General features: G+C 66.6%; 15 protein-coding genes. 3 read left to right on the top strand and 12 right to left on the bottom strand.

Features of this window, described 5'->3' with window-relative positions:
* Positions 1–38 precede the first annotated feature (38 nt).
* From CLV29_RS14760 to folP, 7 genes are all read right to left on the bottom strand, one after another.
* The gene (locus tag CLV29_RS14760; protein ID WP_133755864.1) at positions 39–2,585 is read right to left on the bottom strand and encodes an ATP-dependent Clp protease ATP-binding subunit; all 2,547 of its coding nucleotides are present in this window, start codon (positions 2,583–2,585) and stop codon (positions 39–41) included.
* Positions 2,586–2,824: 239 nt separating this feature from the next.
* On the bottom strand, positions 2,825–3,151 hold the full coding sequence (locus tag CLV29_RS14755; protein WP_133755863.1) for a histone-like nucleoid-structuring protein Lsr2: 327 nt from the start codon (positions 3,149–3,151) through the stop codon (positions 2,825–2,827).
* Positions 3,152–3,345: 194 nt separating this feature from the next.
* Complete coding sequence (locus CLV29_RS14750) at positions 3,346–4,038, bottom strand: hypothetical protein (RefSeq protein ID WP_133755862.1); 693 nt, start codon at positions 4,036–4,038, stop codon at positions 3,346–3,348.
* A 97-nt stretch (positions 4,039–4,135) separates the two neighbouring features.
* Positions 4,136–4,588, bottom strand: a complete 453-nt coding sequence (locus tag CLV29_RS14745) for a DUF3180 domain-containing protein (RefSeq protein WP_133755861.1) — start codon at positions 4,586–4,588, stop codon at positions 4,136–4,138.
* 77 nt (positions 4,589–4,665) lie between these two features.
* Positions 4,666–5,223 carry a 2-amino-4-hydroxy-6-hydroxymethyldihydropteridine diphosphokinase gene (folK, locus tag CLV29_RS14740; RefSeq protein ID WP_133755860.1) on the bottom strand — a complete coding sequence of 186 codons (558 nt, stop codon included), beginning with the start codon at positions 5,221–5,223 and terminating at the stop codon, positions 4,666–4,668.
* Positions 5,220–5,642: a dihydroneopterin aldolase gene (gene folB, locus CLV29_RS14735; protein ID WP_133755859.1), complete on the bottom strand. Its 423-nt coding sequence runs from the start codon at positions 5,640–5,642 to the stop codon at positions 5,220–5,222. The genes folK and folB overlap by 4 nt, the downstream gene beginning before the upstream one ends.
* Before the next feature lie 131 nt (positions 5,643–5,773).
* Positions 5,774–6,568, bottom strand: coding sequence for a dihydropteroate synthase (folP, locus tag CLV29_RS14730; RefSeq protein ID WP_133756021.1), 795 nt, complete (start codon positions 6,566–6,568; stop codon positions 5,774–5,776).
* 205 nt (positions 6,569–6,773) lie between these two features.
* Between folP and CLV29_RS14725 the strand changes: the two genes are divergently transcribed.
* Positions 6,774–7,538 carry a YceI family protein gene (locus tag CLV29_RS14725; protein ID WP_243831962.1) on the top strand — a complete coding sequence of 255 codons (765 nt, stop codon included), beginning with the start codon at positions 6,774–6,776 and terminating at the stop codon, positions 7,536–7,538.
* A gap of 83 nt (positions 7,539–7,621) precedes the next feature.
* Here the strand turns inward: CLV29_RS14725 and folE are convergent, their stop codons facing one another.
* Entirely contained in the window at positions 7,622–8,203 is a 582-nt protein-coding gene (folE, locus tag CLV29_RS14720; protein ID WP_133755858.1) for a GTP cyclohydrolase I FolE, read from the bottom strand.
* 93 nt (positions 8,204–8,296) lie between these two features.
* Here folE and CLV29_RS14715 point away from each other — a divergent pair, with 93 nt between their 5' ends.
* Positions 8,297–8,737 carry a CoA-binding protein gene (locus CLV29_RS14715; protein ID WP_133755857.1) on the top strand — a complete coding sequence of 147 codons (441 nt, stop codon included), beginning with the start codon at positions 8,297–8,299 and terminating at the stop codon, positions 8,735–8,737.
* Positions 8,738–8,789: 52 nt separating this feature from the next.
* On the opposite strand, the gene CLV29_RS14710 is transcribed toward CLV29_RS14715, so the two are convergent.
* The 3 genes from CLV29_RS14710 to CLV29_RS14700 are packed head-to-tail and all read right to left on the bottom strand — an operon-like array spanning position 8,790 to position 11,614.
* Entirely contained in the window at positions 8,790–9,593 is an 804-nt protein-coding gene (locus tag CLV29_RS14710) for an ATP-binding cassette domain-containing protein (RefSeq protein ID WP_243831961.1), read from the bottom strand.
* Positions 9,590–10,588, bottom strand: coding sequence for an ABC transporter permease (locus tag CLV29_RS14705; RefSeq protein ID WP_133755856.1), 999 nt, complete (start codon positions 10,586–10,588; stop codon positions 9,590–9,592). Before CLV29_RS14705 ends, CLV29_RS14710 begins: the two co-directional genes overlap by 4 nt.
* A 3-nt stretch (positions 10,589–10,591) precedes the next feature.
* Positions 10,592–11,614: a substrate-binding domain-containing protein gene (locus tag CLV29_RS14700; RefSeq protein WP_133755855.1), complete on the bottom strand. Its 1,023-nt coding sequence runs from the start codon at positions 11,612–11,614 to the stop codon at positions 10,592–10,594.
* Positions 11,615–11,758: 144 nt separating this feature from the next.
* Between CLV29_RS14700 and CLV29_RS14695 the strand changes: the two genes are divergently transcribed.
* A complete protein-coding gene (locus CLV29_RS14695; protein WP_133755854.1) occupies positions 11,759–12,772 on the top strand; it encodes a LacI family DNA-binding transcriptional regulator in 1,014 nt (337 codons plus the stop codon).
* Between the two features lie 61 nt (positions 12,773–12,833).
* Here CLV29_RS14695 and ftsH read toward each other — a convergent pair whose 3' ends face one another.
* Positions 12,834–14,987, bottom strand: a complete 2,154-nt coding sequence (gene ftsH, locus CLV29_RS14690) for an ATP-dependent zinc metalloprotease FtsH (RefSeq protein WP_133755853.1) — start codon at positions 14,985–14,987, stop codon at positions 12,834–12,836.
* Positions 14,988–15,579 lie beyond the last annotated feature (592 nt).

The following is a 15,579-nucleotide window of genomic DNA, read 5'->3' as shown; positions in this document are numbered from 1 at the left end:
CCAGGGCCGTCAGCAGGCTGTCGTACCCGTGACGAACCTCAGGCCGTCTGCTCGCCGTCCTCGCTCGGACCGCCCTCGAGCTCCACCGGAGGCGTGTCCGGCAGTTCCGCCCGCGGCGTACCGGTGAAGGTGAACGGATGCTCCGCTCCCGGCTCGGCGACGTCGACCAACACGATCTCGCCCGACTTCAGCTCGTTGAACAGGATCTTCTCGGCCAGGATGTCCTCGATGTCGCGCTGGATCGCACGGCGCAACGGCCGCGCCCCCAGCACCGGATCGAATCCACGCTTGGCGATCAGTTCCTTCGCCGCCTGGGTCAGCTCGATACCCATGTCGCGGTCCTTCAACCGGACCTCGACCTGGGCGACCATCAGGTCCACGATCCGCTCGATGTCGGCCTGCGTGAGCTGGTGGAAGACCACGATCTCGTCGATCCGGTTCAAGAACTCGGGACGGAAGTGCGTCTTCAGCTCCTCCGCGACCTTCGCCTTCATCTTCTCGTAGCCCGATTCCTCGTCACCGGCCTTCGAGAAGCCCAGATTCACCGACTTGGAGATGTCACGGCTACCCAGGTTGGTGGTCATCACGATCACCGTGTTCTTGAAATCGACCGCACGGCCCTGGGCGTCGGTCAGACGACCTTCGTCCAGAATCTGCAGCAACGAGTTGAAGATATCCGGGTGGGCCTTCTCGATCTCGTCGAACAAGACCACCGAGAACGGCTTGCGGCGCACCTTTTCGGTGAGCTGGCCGCCCTCTTCGTACCCGACATATCCGGGCGGTGAACCGAACAACCGCGAAGCGGTGTGCTTCTCGGAGTATTCGCTCATGTCCAGCGTGATCAAGGCGTCTTCGTCACCGAACAGGAATTCGGTCAAGGCCTTGGTCAACTCGGTCTTTCCGACACCCGACGGGCCGGCGAAGATGAACGAGCCACTGGGCCGCTTCGGGTCCTTCAACCCGGCACGGGTACGCCGGATCGAACGGCTCAGCGCCTTCACCGCGTCGTCCTGACCGATGTAGCGCTTGCCGAGCTCGGACTCCATGTTCAGCAGCCGGCTCGACTCCTCCTCGGTCAGCTTGAAGACCGGGATGCCGGTGGCGCTGGACAGCACCTCGGCGATGATCTCCTCATCGACCTCGGCGACCACATCCATGTCACCCGAGCGCCAGGCGCGCTCCTTCTCCTCGCGTACCCCGATCAGCTTCTTCTCGTCGTCACGCAACGAGGCTGCCCGCTCGAAGTCCTGGGCATCGATCGCGGCTTCCTTCTCCAACCGGACCGTCGCGATCTTCTCGTCGTACTCGCGCAGGTCCGGCGGTGCGGTCATCCGGCGGATCCGCAACCGGGCGCCGGCCTCGTCGATCAGGTCGATCGCCTTGTCCGGCAGGAAGCGGTCCTGGATGTAACGATCGGCCATGTTCGCCGCCGCGGCCAGGGCCTCGTCGGTGATGGTCACCCGGTGGTGGGCCTCGTACCGGTCACGCAGACCGCGCAGGATGTCGATCGTGTGCCCGATCGACGGCTCGGCAACCTGGATCGGCTGGAAACGGCGCTCCAGCGCGGCATCCTTCTCGATGTGCTTGCGGTACTCGTCGAGGGTGGTCGCACCGATCGTCTGCAACTCACCGCGAGCCAGCATCGGCTTCAGGATCGAGGCCGCGTCGATCGCGCCCTCGGCCGCACCGGCACCGACCAAGGTGTGAATCTCGTCGATGAACAACACGATGTCGCCGCGGGTCTTGATCTCCTTCAGCACCTTCTTCAGGCGCTCCTCGAAATCACCGCGATAGCGCGATCCGGCCACCAGCGCCCCAAGGTCGAGGGTGTAGATCTGCTTGTCCCGCAGCGTCTCCGGCACGTCACCGCGGACGATCGCCTGCGACAGGCCCTCGACCACGGCGGTCTTGCCGACACCGGGCTCACCGATCAGCACCGGGTTGTTCTTGGTACGCCGGCTGAGCACGGTCATCACGCGCTCGATCTCGGTCTCCCGGCCGATCACCGGGTCCAGCTTGGACTCCCGGGCGGCCTGGGTCAGGTTGCGCCCGTACTGGTCGAGGACGGTGGTGCTGGACGGGGTGGAGCTGGACTCACTGCCGACTCCCGCACCGACCGGGCCGGACCCGGCTTCGGACTTGCCGCCCTGGAATCCGGACAGCAACTGCAGCACCTGGCTGCGGACCCGGTTCAGGTCGGCGCCGAGCTTCACCAGCACCTGGGCGGCGACACCCTCACCCTCACGGATCAGGCCCAGCAGGATGTGCTCGGTCCCGATGTAGGTGTGGTTCAGCTGCAGCGCCTCGCGCAACGAGTACTCCAGCACCTTCTTCGCCCGCGGGGTGAAGGGAATGTGACCGGTCGGGCTCTGCTGGCCGTGGCCGATGATCTCCTCGACCTTCTCCCGTACCGCTTCCAGCGAGATCCCGAGCGACTCCAAGGCCTTTGCCGCGACGCCTTCGCCTTCATGGATGAGACCGAGCAGGATGTGTTCGGTCCCGATGTAGTTGTGGTTGAGCATGCGAGCTTCGTCTTGAGCCAGCACGACCACTCGCCGTGCTCGGTCGGTAAATCGCTCGAACATCTGGTCTCCTCATCTTTGCCACAGCCCCCTCGGTCCGTGGGGCCCGGCGTAGGAACAGTCTAGACAGCGCTCTGCAGCGCCGAAGTGTTCCCCCGAATCCGTGCGTTCGCCCTCGGCGCAATTCCTTCACCTGAAGACCCGTTGCGGTTCAGGGCCACCCCGACCGCGACCGGCCGGCAGGCCGAAGACACGACACCCGATCCGCAATGGGATCGGGTGTCGTGAAAGTTACGCCGGAGTCAGTGCGCCTTGTCGTAGGCCTCCTGGATCTCGGCCGGGATCCTTCCGCGGGCCGAAACCTCCAGTCCCTGCGCCTGGGCCCAGGCCCGGACGTCGCCGGCCTTGGATGCCGTCGAGGTCGACGCCGACTTGCCCGCGCTGCGCTTGCGCCCACCCAGCCGCCGGCCGTGGGCGACCCACGGAGCCAGGCCGTCGCGCAGTTTTGCTGCATTGTCCTCGGACAGATCGATCTCGTAGTCGACCCCGTCAAGTCCGAAGCGAATGGTCTCCGTCGCCGAAGAACCGTCCAGGTCGTCCTCAAGAATAATCTGAACCCGTTGTGCCACGGAATTCTCCTTCTGAAATTCGAAATTCTGCCGAGATTGATGGTGCCATATGGATTGTTCGCCGACAAATGATCCCCGAGAAAACTCGCAGAATCTGTGGGGAACCCTTCGGTGACGCAAAACGAACAGGGCCCCGGAACAATTCCCGGGACCCTGGTCGAACCGACCTGTGCGTCGAAGGTACGACTGTGCGCTCAGGCCTCCTTGGCCTGTGGCAGCTCCGCGGAGACCGACCGCTCGGCCGCCTTCAGGGCAGCCATGTTGGCCACGGTCGGGTGTTCGGTGTCGGCCGACCAACGATCGTCGGCGGCGGGGTCGCCGGCCGAACGGGCGAGCTCGAGCACCGACGCCTCGGGCTCCTCGCCCCGCAGTTCGGCGAGTTCGAGCTCCTTGGCCACCAGCAGATCGGTGAGTTCGGCGATCTCGATCCGACGATCCTCGTGCTTGGTCTGCAGCACCGCATTGTCACCGCGCAAGGTCGACACCTCGGTCTGCAGGACGGCGATCCGGCGCTTCAGACCGACGATCTCGGAGTTGGCGTGCCGACGCTGCTCGTCCAGGCGGTCGTTCACCGCGGCGAGATCGTCGTTGTAGTGGGACAGCACGTCGAGGACATCCTGGGACTGCGCCCGCTCCGCGCTCCGGGCGGAGGCCTCCCGGCGCAACTGCTCGCGGTTCTCCTCCGCAGCCTGCTGGGCGGCCTTGCGGGCTTGGACAATCGTCACCCACAGAGCGGCGACACCACCGATGATCGCAATGGCGACGCCGGCTCGGACGATCCAGACCTGACCGAACGCCGCGGCGACGGCCAGGACGGCTGCCACTGCCAGGACGATCTGGGCGGTCCACCGCACGCGTGTGGGAAGGTTTCTGCGCTGTGTGGTCACGAGCATCACAGTAGACCGAATACCCCGAATTCTGTGGCATCTCCTCGGCGTGGCACATCATGCTGAGGGTTCATTCACGGCTGATCCACAGCCGGGCTCACAGCTCGGGCTGGTCCTCGGCATCGTCGTCGCCGTCCTCCGGCACCCGGCAGGCGCGTTCCAGCACCAGGCCCGCGACCATCACGATCAGTCCGCCGATCATCGCCACCGAGGCACGCAGCACACGATCCCGAGCAGCCGGTAGGGCCAGATCGGGCACCGAGAGCATGGCGAACATCAGATAGCCACCGGCCATCAGTACCCCACCCAGGGCGGCCGCCTTGCCAAGCGCCAGCAGTGCCACCGCGCGAGCCGGCTCGGTACGTACCCGATCGCGGCGCAGCCGCAACCAGGCCCCGGCGGCGATCGCGGAGATGCAACCACCGATCACCAGCAGCACCACCGCCCCCGGCCAGGTCAGCTGCAACGGCAGGCCGCTGAGCAACTCGACCAGACTGGCCAGTGCCCAGGCACCGACTGCACCGACCGCCGCGGCGGCGACCAGGTGCATCGGCGGGGTCAGCCGCAGACCTGTCCCCGCGGGATCGGGTCGGCCCCGGTCGGGAGGCTGTGATGAACGCGGTTCGGTCAGTGCTCCAACTCCAGGTCGTCGCGCCGGACGACACCGCTGGTGTCGAGGTCGGCGAGCAGGTCACCGATCGCGCCATGCCCGGGGATCGTCCCGGCCGGCTCGATCTCCAGCCACGGCACCAGCACGAAGGCGCGCTCATGTGCCCGCGGATGCGGGATCGTCAGGTCCTCGCTGTCCAGTTCCTCGTTGCCCACCACGATCAGGTCGACATCGAGGGTCCGCGGCGCATTCCGCTCCTCGCGGGTCCGGCCGAAGGCGTCCTCGATCGCGATCCCGCGCTCCAGCAGGGTCCGCGACTGCATGGCGGTGTCGGCGATGACGACCACGTTCAGGAAGTCCGGGTCACCCTCCGAACCGCCCACCGGGGAGGTCTCGTACACCGAGGAGATGTCGACGACCCGCAGGTCGGGGGTGTCCTCCAATGCCTTGATCGCGCCGGAGAGATTGGCCTGACGGTCCCCCAGGCTGGATCCCAGGCAGAGCACCACCTGCCGGATCGGTTTCATCCCGCTGAGGGTGTCGGCGTCGATAGCGAACGGGTTGGGACTGGTCATCGATCAGCACTCCTTTGCACCGTGACGGCAACATCGGCTACCGGCACCGGCATCTGAACATCCGGTTTGTGAACGGTCACGGCGACCTGTCGAACGCGTCGATCGTGAAGACACCGATCGGCGATCCTGGTCGCCAGGGTTTCCAGCAGGTCCACCGGCTCACCCTCGATGTCGCCAACGACGGCAGCCGCCAAGCCAGCGTAGTCGATGGTCTCGGCCAGATCATCAGTCGCCGCTGCCGGCGACAGGTCCAGCCAGCACCGCAGATCGACCACGAAGCGCTGGCCCTGCCGACGCTCGGCAGGATAGAACCCGTGGTAGCCGTAACCGGTGATGCCGACCAGGTCGATCCGGTCACCGCCGACAGGCCGTTCGGGGCCGGTGGGCGTCGGGGGGCCAGCATCGGCGGGGGTCTCCATACTGCTCCTCACCCTCTCGTTCGGGACCGGGCAGCCCGGTCGGACTGCCGAGCCGACCCTAGCCCAGGGTGCCTGCACCGCCGCAGGGCGTCCACACCCCACCCGGGTTCAGCCCGCACCCGGATTCAGCCTCACCGGTGGGCGACGACCTGATCGGCGACCGCGATCGCATCCCGATGCTCTGCTGCCGTATGCGTCCGTACCCCCCAGACTCCTCGGGCAGCCACCAGCGCGGTCACCGCTGCCGTCGCGGCGTCGCGCTGCGCCGGCGGACGCGGTCGCCGGCGGTCGGCCAGCAGGTCACCGAGGAAGCGTTTGCGCGAGGCACCGATGAGGATCGGCCGGCCCAGGCTCTGCAACTCGTCGATCCGGCCGAGCAGCTGCCAGTTGTGCTCACCGGTCTTGGCGAAGCCCAGACCCGGATCGAGGACGATCCGCTGCTCGTCCACCCCCGCTGCGATGGCGGCCTCCAGACGGGCGGCGAGCTCATCGCGTACCTCGCTCACCACGTCGTCATAGACGGCGTTGTGCACCATCTGCGTGGCATGACCTCGCCAGTGCATGCAGATCCAGGGCACATCGAGATCGGCCACCACCGACAGCATCTGCGGATCGGCCAGCCCGCCGGAGACGTCGTTGACGAGCTGCGCTCCGACCGCCACCGCCTCGGCGGCGACCTCGGCCCGGGTGGTGTCGACCGAGACCGCGATCCCGGCGGCGGCGAGCTCGGCGATCACCGGCTTCACCCGGCGCAGTTCCTCCTCGGCGTCGACCCGTTCGGCCCCGGGCCGGGTGGACTCACCACCGACATCGACGATGGATGCGCCGTCGGCCACCAGGCTGCGGGCGTGCGCGATCGCCGCCGCGTGATCGAACCAGCGGCCACCGTCGGAGAAGGAGTCCGGGGTGACATTGACGATGCCCATGACCCGGGTGGGGCCGGGAGTCAGCAGGTGATGGCTCACCCGGGCATTCTGCCCTGATCGGCGCGACCGGCGCCCGAACTTGTCGGGGTCATGTCAACATCAGCCAGCGTGTTGACGTTGTCGATCGATAGACCCTACTTTGACAGTCAAACTACTGGCGAGGGCCGTGCGGTTCTCGCCGGTTCGCAACAGAGAGGCCGTGAGGTTGACCGATCGACCAGAGAACCCCAAGCTCCCCACTCCGACGGCAACCGGTTCCAGCAGTTTCACCAAGCCGGCCGAATCGCAGCAACCAGCGGTCGCCGATACACCCCAGACGACCGCCGAGCAGCCCGAGGTCGCACCGGCCGATCCGAAACCGGGCACCCCGGCGGCGCCCACCGGTGACGTCCCGGCCGGCGACTCCGATGACCCGCGCAGCCGGGCGATCGGCACCTGGCAGGTGGACACCGCCCACTCCGATGTCGAGTTCACGATCCGTCACCTGATGAGCCGGGTACGCGGGTCCTTCACCGATTTCACCGCCACCGTGCACATTCCCTCGACCGATTTCACCCAGGCCTCGGTCGAGGCGACGATCCAGCTGGGCTCGCTGACCACGCAGAACGAGCAGCGCGACGCGCATCTGCGCTCGGCCGACTTCTTCAAGCAGACCGAACCGTTGATGACCTTCCGCTCGACCGAGATCGTGCAGGCAGCTCGCGGGCGGCGGCAGGCGAGCGCGGACACCAACTACACGATCATCGGGGACCTGACCCTCAACGGCGTCACCCGCGAAGTCGAGCTCACCTCGGAGTGGCTCGGGGTCGAGGTCGACGGGTTCGGCACCACCCGACTCGGTGTCGCAGCCTCCACCGAGATCAACAAGCGCGACTTCGGGGTCGACTTCAACGTGCCGCTGGACGGCGACAAGTTGCTGCTCGGTGACCGGGTGGACATCGACCTGTCGATCCAGGCGATCCGCGGCTGACCGCCCGCCGGCCGCTTTCGAGCGGTGGCCTGCGATGCCGGGCCCGCTGATTCCGCAGCGGTCCCGGCGTCGTACCGGCGGGATCAGCCGCCCCGGCGCCCGCGGATCAGGGCCAGCGCCTCGGCCCGCGTCGTGGGATCGCGCAGCTGCCCGCGTACCGCGCTGGTGATCGTCTGCGCACCGGGTTTGCGTACCCCCCGCATGGTCATGCACAGGTGTTCGGCCTCCATCACCACGATCACCCCCCGGGGTTGCAACCCGTGCACCAGGGCGTTGGCGACCTCGGTGGTCAGCCGTTCCTGCACCTGCGGGCGCTTGGCGTAGACGTCGACCAGCCGGGCCAGTTTGGACAATCCGGTGATCCGCCCGTCCGGGGCCGGGATGTAACCGACATGGGCGACGCCGGTGAACGGCAGCAGGTGATGTTCGCAGACACTCCACAACTCGATGTCGGTCACCAGGACCAGTTCGTCATGGCCGAGGTCGAAGGTCGTCGACAGCGCCTCGGCCGGATCGGTCCGCAACCCGCTGAACATCTCGGCATAGGCGCGTGCCACCCGGTCCGGGGTGTCCCGCAAGCCGTCGCGATCGGGATCCTCACCGATCCCGAACAACAGTTCCCGCACCGCCGCCTTGACCCGGTCATGATCGAATTCTGCGCTCACCCGTGCACTGTACTTTCGCCGGCCCGGCGGCCCTCGACGGGTCAGGCGGGTGAGACGGCCGGCCGCGGTCACGGCCGGTGGCAGACTCGGTCCATGGCTCCCGCACCTCCGACCGAGTCCGCTTCCGTCAACGATCCGGCGGTGATCGAACGCCTGCTCCGCGATGCCGATCGCTGGGCCGTGGTCGGACTGTCGAACAACAGCGCGCGCACCGCATACCGGATCGCGGAGTTCCTGCAAGGACTGGGCAAGCAGATCGTGCCGGTCCACCCGAAGGCCGAGACCGTGCAGGGACAGACCGGGTACGCCTCACTGGCCGACATACCGGGCCCGATCGATGTGGTCGATGTCTTCGTCAACTCCGAGCTGGCCGGGGCCGTGGTGGACGAGGCGATCGAGGTCGGCGCGAAGGCGGTCTGGTTGCAGTTGGGGGTGGTCGACTCCGCCGCCGCGCAACGCGCCGCCGAGGCCGGGCTGGACGTGGTGATGGACACCTGCCCGGCGATCGAGGCACCGAAGTTCGGGCTCGGCTGAGGCAGGCACTAGATCCCCCGTGGGACCGGGTGCGCTGACTCAACCGCTCATCTCACCGAACTGCTCGTGCGGACTCCGGGATCTCCTCGGCCCCGGTGATGAAGGAGACCACGTCGCTCATCGTGATCTTCTTCGGATCGACGACCCCGGCCCTGCTGCCCAGCCGATGGACATGGATCCGGTCGGCGACCTCGAACACCGCTGGCATGTCATGACTGATGAGCACCACCGGCAACCCTCGATTGGAGATCCGTTTGATCAACTCGAGCACCTGCGCGGTCTCCCTCACCCCCAACGCAGCAGTCGGTTCGTCCATGATCACCAGCTTGGACCCGAACATCGCGGCCCGTGCGACCGCCACGGCTTGACGTTGGCCACCCGACAAGGTCTCGACCGGCTGCTTCATGTCCTGGATGGTCGCGATCCCCAGGGCGTCGAGTTGTTCGGCCGCCGCGACTCTCATGGCCTTCCGATCGAGTATCCGCAGCCACCCCAGTGGCCCGTCGCGGCGCAGCTCTCGACCGAGGAACATGTTCGTCGCGATGTCCAGGCTCGGCGCGACCGCCAGGGTCTGGTAGACGGTCTCGATGCCATGCTCCCTGGCATGGCGCGGATCGGTGAACCGGACCTTGGTCCCGTCCAGCTCGATCGTGCCGGCATCCGGATTGACCGCTCCGGTCAAGGACTTGATCAAGGTCGACTTGCCGGCGCCGTTGTCGCCGACCACAGCCAGGACTTCACCCGGGTACAGATCGAAATCCGCCTGTTTCATCGCCGTGACCTGGCCGTACTTCTTCACCAGGCCCCTCGCCATCAGAACAGGCCTGACCGTTTCCATGGTCTCCCTCTGCGTCATCGTGCCCTCCTGCGAGTGGCCTGATCCACTGCCACCGCAGCGATCACCAAGGCTCCCGTGGCCAGGTTCTGGTAGTTGGAGTCGATACCCATCTGGGTCAATCCCGATCTCAGGACCGCGACGATCAGCGCACCGATGGCGGTCCCGGCCACACCACCACGACCACCGAACAAACTGGTTCCGCCGATCACGACAGCAGTGATCGCGTCGAGGTTGCCCGTCTGGTACGCATTCGGATCCGCACTGGGCGTGCGGCCGAGCGCCATCCACGCAGCGCAGCCGTAGATCAGACCGGCGAGCGCATAGACCGAGACCAGCACCCTACCGACCCGGATACCGGTGAGCCGGGCAGCCTCGGCGTCATTGCCCACGGCATAGACGTGCCTGCCCCAGGCGGTCCTGGTGAGGACGATCCCCACCACCAGGTACAACACGACGGCGAACAGCATGCCGAACGTCACCGGGATCTGACCGAAGAGATAGCGCGTGGTCCCCATCACCTGCAGCAGTCCGTCGGGTACCGGCCACGAGGTCCCCTCGGAGTAGATATTGGCAACGGCGGTCATCACCGCAAGCATCCCCAAAGTGACGATGAAGGGTGGGAGGCGAAGCCGTGTGACCAGCGCCCCGGACAGCAGTCCCACCAACATGGTGGCGAGCATTCCTGCCACCAGTGCACCGGCACTCGGCCAGCCACCGGTCGCGAGTTTCGTTATCAGCAGCGTTCCGAAGACCATGATCGCGGCGTTGGCGAGATCGATGCCCGCTGTCAGAATGATCAAGGTCTGACCCAGGGCCAGCGTACCGATGACCAATGACTGCTGGATGATCAGGGAGAAATTGTCCGCGCTGAAGAAGGTGGTCGTAGCTGCCGAGAAGACGATCACCGCGACCAACAGGGTCAGCCCGGGCCCAAGGACGGGATTGCGAGCGAAGACCGTACTGAGTCGCGTGACCAGGGAACGATCCTTTTCGATCACCAGTGGTGCAGACATATGTCAGCCCCAGCAGTTCTCGGCGCCCCAGGCGGTGTCCTGTGATTCCATGCCGTCCACCGGGTCGTCGGTGATCAACATGGCACCGGTGTCGATGAACCCGGAGGGCTTCTCACCGGTGGCGGCATAGGTCTCCACCGCGGCGACCCCCTGTACGGCCATCTCCTTGGGGAACTGCATCACGGTCGCCGCGAACTCGCCATCGGCCACATCCTGCACGCCTTCGCAACTGCCGTCGATCGCACCGACCAAGACCCGGTCGGTCAGGTTGCGGTCCTTCAGTGCCTGATACGAACCACGGGCGGCCGGCTCATTGATGTTGTAGACCACGTTCACCTGCTCGCCGACTCGCTGCAGGAGGTTCTCCGCTCCCTGTTGGGCCTTGGTCTGGTCACCCTGGGTGATAGCGCTACCGAGGATGTCCGGTGAGTCCTCGGGCACGCCCATGCCCTCCAGGAAACCTGTGCGGCGCTGAACCCCGACAGAGGCCGACGGGTCCAGGTCCATGGTCAGGATCTGTGGCTGGGTGTCCCCGAGCCGAGCTTTGATGTACGCACCGAGCAGTCGACCTGCCTCGGTGTTGTCCGTGGCGTAGGTGGCACTGACGACATCGGCCGGGTCGGTCTCGGTGTCGAGGGCGATCACCACGATCCCGGCAGCCTCCGCCTTCTCGATCGCATCCAGGATCCCGGTGGCATTCGAGGGAGTGATCAGAATCCCCGATACCCCTTGCTGCACCAGGTTCTCCACCGCGGCGATCTGGCCATCGTTGTCGCCGTCGAACTTCCCCGACAGCGCGATCAGCTCGTTGCCATTGGCCTCGGCGGCCGCCGTCGCCTCCTCCCGGAGCTTCACGAAGTAGGGATTCGTCTCGGTCTTGGTCACCAGACCGATCTTCACCGGCCCGCCGTCTGCACCGACCGGTGCGGATTCGACTGTTCTCGATTCGGTGCATCCCGTGAGCGCGATGCTCAAGGATGCGGCCGCAGCCACCACAGCCAGTCCCGGCCTGGAGAATTGCTTCATCCGAAAGACTCCCTTGTCTTGTCCGTTGCGTCGTCACCCCACTGTCGGGCGACGGTTTTCGGTCACAGTAGTTGCGGTGAACCCCGGGGGGCATCCGTTTGCGCAAAGGTTGCGCAAGCCGCAGGGAGGGTCGCTAATGGACCCATGGCTCCACGAGGCAGTGCGCCACGGCTGGCCGATCTGGCCGAACGTGCCGGCGTGTCCATCAGCACCGTCTCGCATGTCATCAATGGCACCAGATTCGTCGCCCCGCAAACGCGGCGTGCTGTCGAACAGGCCCTCTCCGAGCTGGGTCGACCGGCCCGTGCGGCAGCGCCGAAGAACCGGGCCGTGGGCCTGGTCACGACAGCCGCATCCAACCCCTACTGCGGTGAGATCATCCACGGAGTCGACAGCGAGGCGAGTAGGAACGGTTTCGCGGTCCTGTTGTGCGACAGCCATGACGATCCCGCCCGGGAGGAGGAGGCGGTACGCACTTTGGTCAGTCACCGGGTCGACGCCGTGATCATCGCTCCGACAAGGGACTGGCAGAGCGTGACTCTGCCCATCCTTCGACATCACGAGCTGCCGTTCGTCCTGGTCGACCGTACCGACGACGTGCGCTGCGATCAGGTGACCACGGAGAGCCAAGGTGCCTCCCGAGCACTGGTCGATCATCTGTTGGAGATCGGCCACCGGCGGATCGGCATGATCACCGGCGTGGATGGGATCTCGACGACCACCGAGCGAATCGCCGGATACCGTGAGGCCCATCTCGATGCCCAGGTCCCGGTCGATCCGTCCTTGATCGTCTCCGGCCGGTCGACGGTTGATGGTGGACGGCGGGCGACCGAAACCCTGCTGAGCCACCCGGACCCGCCGACGGGTCTGTTCTCGGCCAACAATGCGATGACGATCGGGGTCCTGCTCGCCGTACGTGATGCCGGTTTGCGCATACCCGACGACATTGCGGTGGTCGTCTTCGACGATCTCGAGGGAGCGGAGGTGTTCAGTTCGCCGCTGACCGCCGTGGCCCAACCCTTTGTCGCCGTCGGCGCTCAGGCGTTCCAGCTGCTGTACCGGCGATTGCAGGACCCGCTCGCACCGAGACGGTTGGTCCGGCTGCCGAACGAGATCGAACACCGAGACAGCTGCGGCTGCCACCGGCGGCAGCGTTGATACAAGAATGCCCGTCCGCCAACCGCGGGACGGGCATTCTGGGCAGCGACGACAGCCCGGTTCAGCGTGACGTGGGTGGCTGGCCGCCGTGGCCGTTGGTGTCCGGGCCGTTCGGGTACGGGTTGTGGTAGCTCGGCCCCTGCGGCCCGCCGTTCGGGCCCGGGTAGGGGCCCGGCTGGCCGGGTGCGGGATAGGTCGGGCCCGGATGCCCGCCCGGGGCCGGCGGCTGCGGATTGCCCGCCTGGTGTCCCGGGGGCAGCGGCGCACCGGCCGGTACGTGCTCGACCTCCGGCTGCTTCGGGCTCGGCGGCGGCTCCACCGGCGGCAGGTCACTGGGCTTGCGATCGTCCGAACCGGTCCAGGCCGGCCGCTTCGGCCAACGCCGCAGCGGTTCGAAGACCTTCGCCACCTGCGCCTTGTCCAGGGTCTCCTTCTCGAACAGCTGGCGTACCAGCTCATCCAGCACGTCCCGGTTGGCCTCCAGCACCTGGAAGGCCTCGTTGTGGGCATTGCTGACCAGCGTCGAGACCTCGTCGTCGACGATCGCGGCGATCTCCTCGGAGTAGTCGCGGCCACCGCCGCCACCCATGTCCCGGCCGAGGAACGGCTCGGAATCACCGGAGCCGAGCTTGATCGCGCCCAGCCGCTCGGTCATGCCGTACTCGGTGACCATCGCCCGGGCAACCTTGGTCGCCTTCTCGATGTCGTTGGCGGCGCCGGTGGTCGGGTCGTGGAAGACGAGTTCCTCAGCAGCCCGCCCACCCATCATGTAGGCGAGCTGGTCGAGCAGTTCGTTGCGGGTGTTGGAGTACTTGTCGTTGTCCGGCATCACCATCGTGTAGCCGAGCGCCCGGCCACGGGGAAGGATGGTCACCTTCTGCACCGGGTCGGTGGCCGGCATCGCCGCCGCCACCAGGGCATGGCCGCCCTCGTGGTAGGCGGTGATCAGCTTCTCCCGCTCGTTCATCAACCGGGTCCGCTTCTGCGGTCCGGCGATCACCCGGTCGATCGCCTCGTCCATGAACTCGGCGGTGATCACCTGCTTGTTCGACCGGGCTGCCAGCAGGGCGGCCTCGTTCAGCACATTGGCCAGATCGGCACCGGTGAACCCCGGCGTCCGGCGGGCGACCGAGGTCAGGTCGATGCTGTCGTCCAGCGGCTTGCCCTGGGCATGCACCTGCAGGATCTGGGTGCGTCCGGCCAGGTCGGGCGCCTCGACGGCGATCTGCCGGTCGAACCGGCCCGGACGCAGCAGCGCCGGGTCCAGTACATCGGGACGGTTGGTGGCGGCGATCAGGATCACGCCACCGCGGACGTCGAATCCGTCCATCTCCACCAGCAGCTGGTTCAGGGTCTGTTCGCGCTCGTCATGTCCGCCGCCCATGCCGGCACCGCGGTGCCGACCGACGGCGTCGATCTCGTCGACGAAGATGATCGCCGGGGCGTTCTCCTTGGCCTGTTCGAACAGGTCACGAACCCGGGAGGCACCGACACCGACGAACATCTCCACGAAGTCGGAACCGGAGATGGAGAAGAAGGGGACTTTCGCCTCACCGGCGACGGCGCGGGCGAGCAGCGTCTTGCCCGTACCGGGCGGACCGTAAAGCAGCACCCCCTTGGGGATCTTCGCCCCGACGGCCTGGAACTTGGCCGGTTCGGAGAGGAACTCGCGGATCTCCTGCAGTTCCTCGATCGCCTCGTCGGCACCGGCGACATCGGCGAAGGTCGACTTCGGGGTGTCCTTGTTGGCGACCTTGGCCTTCGACTTGCCGAACTGCATCACCCGGCTGCCGCCGCCCTGCACGGAATTGATCAGGAAGAAGAACAGCAGACCGATGATCAGCAACGGCAACAGCCACGGCAGCACCGCGGTGAAGAAGTTGGGCGAGGGGTTGCTGACACTCCAAGTCGTCAGCGAGCCGTCGGCGACCCGTTGCTCGAGCCGTTCGACGATCCCGTCGGACTGGGTCCCGACCCAGTGGGCGCTGACCTTCTGCGGCTCGGTGCCGGCGGTCGTCACCCGGATCTCCTGCTCCTCGTTGATCAGCTCGACCTCGGCGAGCGGATCGTCGGAGTCGATCAGCTGGATCACCTGTGAGGTGGGCTGCTCCTGGAATCCGGTCGCCCGGCCGGCCAGGTCGAAGACGACGACCAGCGCGAGCAGGGCAAGCAGGATCCACAGCAACGGTCCACGGAACAGCTTCGAAAAGTTCATTGAGTGCCTTGACGATGGGATACGAGCACCCTGAGACTACCCGGCTCCGGCAAGCTGTACCGCATTGCCGCAGCAGGTGGCGATACTGGCTCGCCGCGACCCGCCGAGCCGTACCCCTCGGAGGGCGCGACGGTAACTCCGGCCACGCCGGGCGGTCCCGCAGGCGGTTCGGCCCACAACCTCTGGTCACTTCGTGCGCGTCAACACACACAGATTGACCAGAACCCACACCCGTACCCCGGTCGAGCGTCGCCGATCCTGCAGGAGAAGCATCGAAGCCACCCAGGCGGCGGCAGCGCGACCGACAACCGCTTCGATGCGCCGACGAAGGAACGGCGGAAAGCGCGACCGGCCGTCGCCCGGAGGGCGACCAACTATCCGTACCCCGGTCGAGCGTCGCCGATCCTGCAGGAGAAGCATCGAAGCCACCCAGGCGGCGGCAGCGCCACCGACAACCGCTTCGATGCGCCGACGAAGGAACGGCGGAAAGCGCGACCGGCCGTCGCCCGGAGGGCGACCAACTATCCGTACCCCGGTCGAGCGTCGCCGATCCTGCAGGAGACGCATCGAAGCCACCCAGGCGGCGGCAGCG

The organism is Naumannella halotolerans (assembly GCF_004364645.1).
In the GTDB taxonomy this organism is placed as follows: Bacteria; Actinomycetota; Actinomycetes; order Propionibacteriales; family Propionibacteriaceae; genus Naumannella; species Naumannella halotolerans.
This window is presented reverse-complemented; position numbering and strand designations above follow the sequence as displayed.

Excerpts from the sequence above, each read along its gene's own strand:
- CLV29_RS14715 (WP_133755857.1), top strand. The coding sequence starts at position 8,297 with ATGGCTCCCGCACCTCCGACCGAGTCCGCTTCCGTCAACGATCCGGCG.
- CLV29_RS14705 (WP_133755856.1), bottom strand. The coding sequence starts at position 10,588 with ATGTCTGCACCACTGGTGATCGAAAAGGATCGTTCCCTGGTCACGCGA.
- folB (WP_133755859.1), bottom strand. The coding sequence starts at position 5,642 with ATGGAGACCCCCGCCGATGCTGGCCCCCCGACGCCCACCGGCCCCGAA.
- folK (WP_133755860.1), bottom strand. The coding sequence starts at position 5,223 with ATGACCAGTCCCAACCCGTTCGCTATCGACGCCGACACCCTCAGCGGG.
- CLV29_RS14760 (WP_133755864.1), bottom strand. The coding sequence starts at position 2,585 with ATGTTCGAGCGATTTACCGACCGAGCACGGCGAGTGGTCGTGCTGGCT.
- CLV29_RS14710 (WP_243831961.1), bottom strand. The coding sequence starts at position 9,593 with ATGACGCAGAGGGAGACCATGGAAACGGTCAGGCCTGTTCTGATGGCG.
- CLV29_RS14695 (WP_133755854.1), top strand. The coding sequence starts at position 11,759 with ATGGCTCCACGAGGCAGTGCGCCACGGCTGGCCGATCTGGCCGAACGT.
- CLV29_RS14700 (WP_133755855.1), bottom strand. The coding sequence starts at position 11,614 with ATGAAGCAATTCTCCAGGCCGGGACTGGCTGTGGTGGCTGCGGCCGCA.
- CLV29_RS14745 (WP_133755861.1), bottom strand. The coding sequence starts at position 4,588 with ATGCACCTGGTCGCCGCCGCGGCGGTCGGTGCAGTCGGTGCCTGGGCA.
- folP (WP_133756021.1), bottom strand. The coding sequence starts at position 6,568 with ATGGGCATCGTCAATGTCACCCCGGACTCCTTCTCCGACGGTGGCCGC.
- ftsH (WP_133755853.1), bottom strand. The coding sequence starts at position 14,987 with ATGAACTTTTCGAAGCTGTTCCGTGGACCGTTGCTGTGGATCCTGCTT.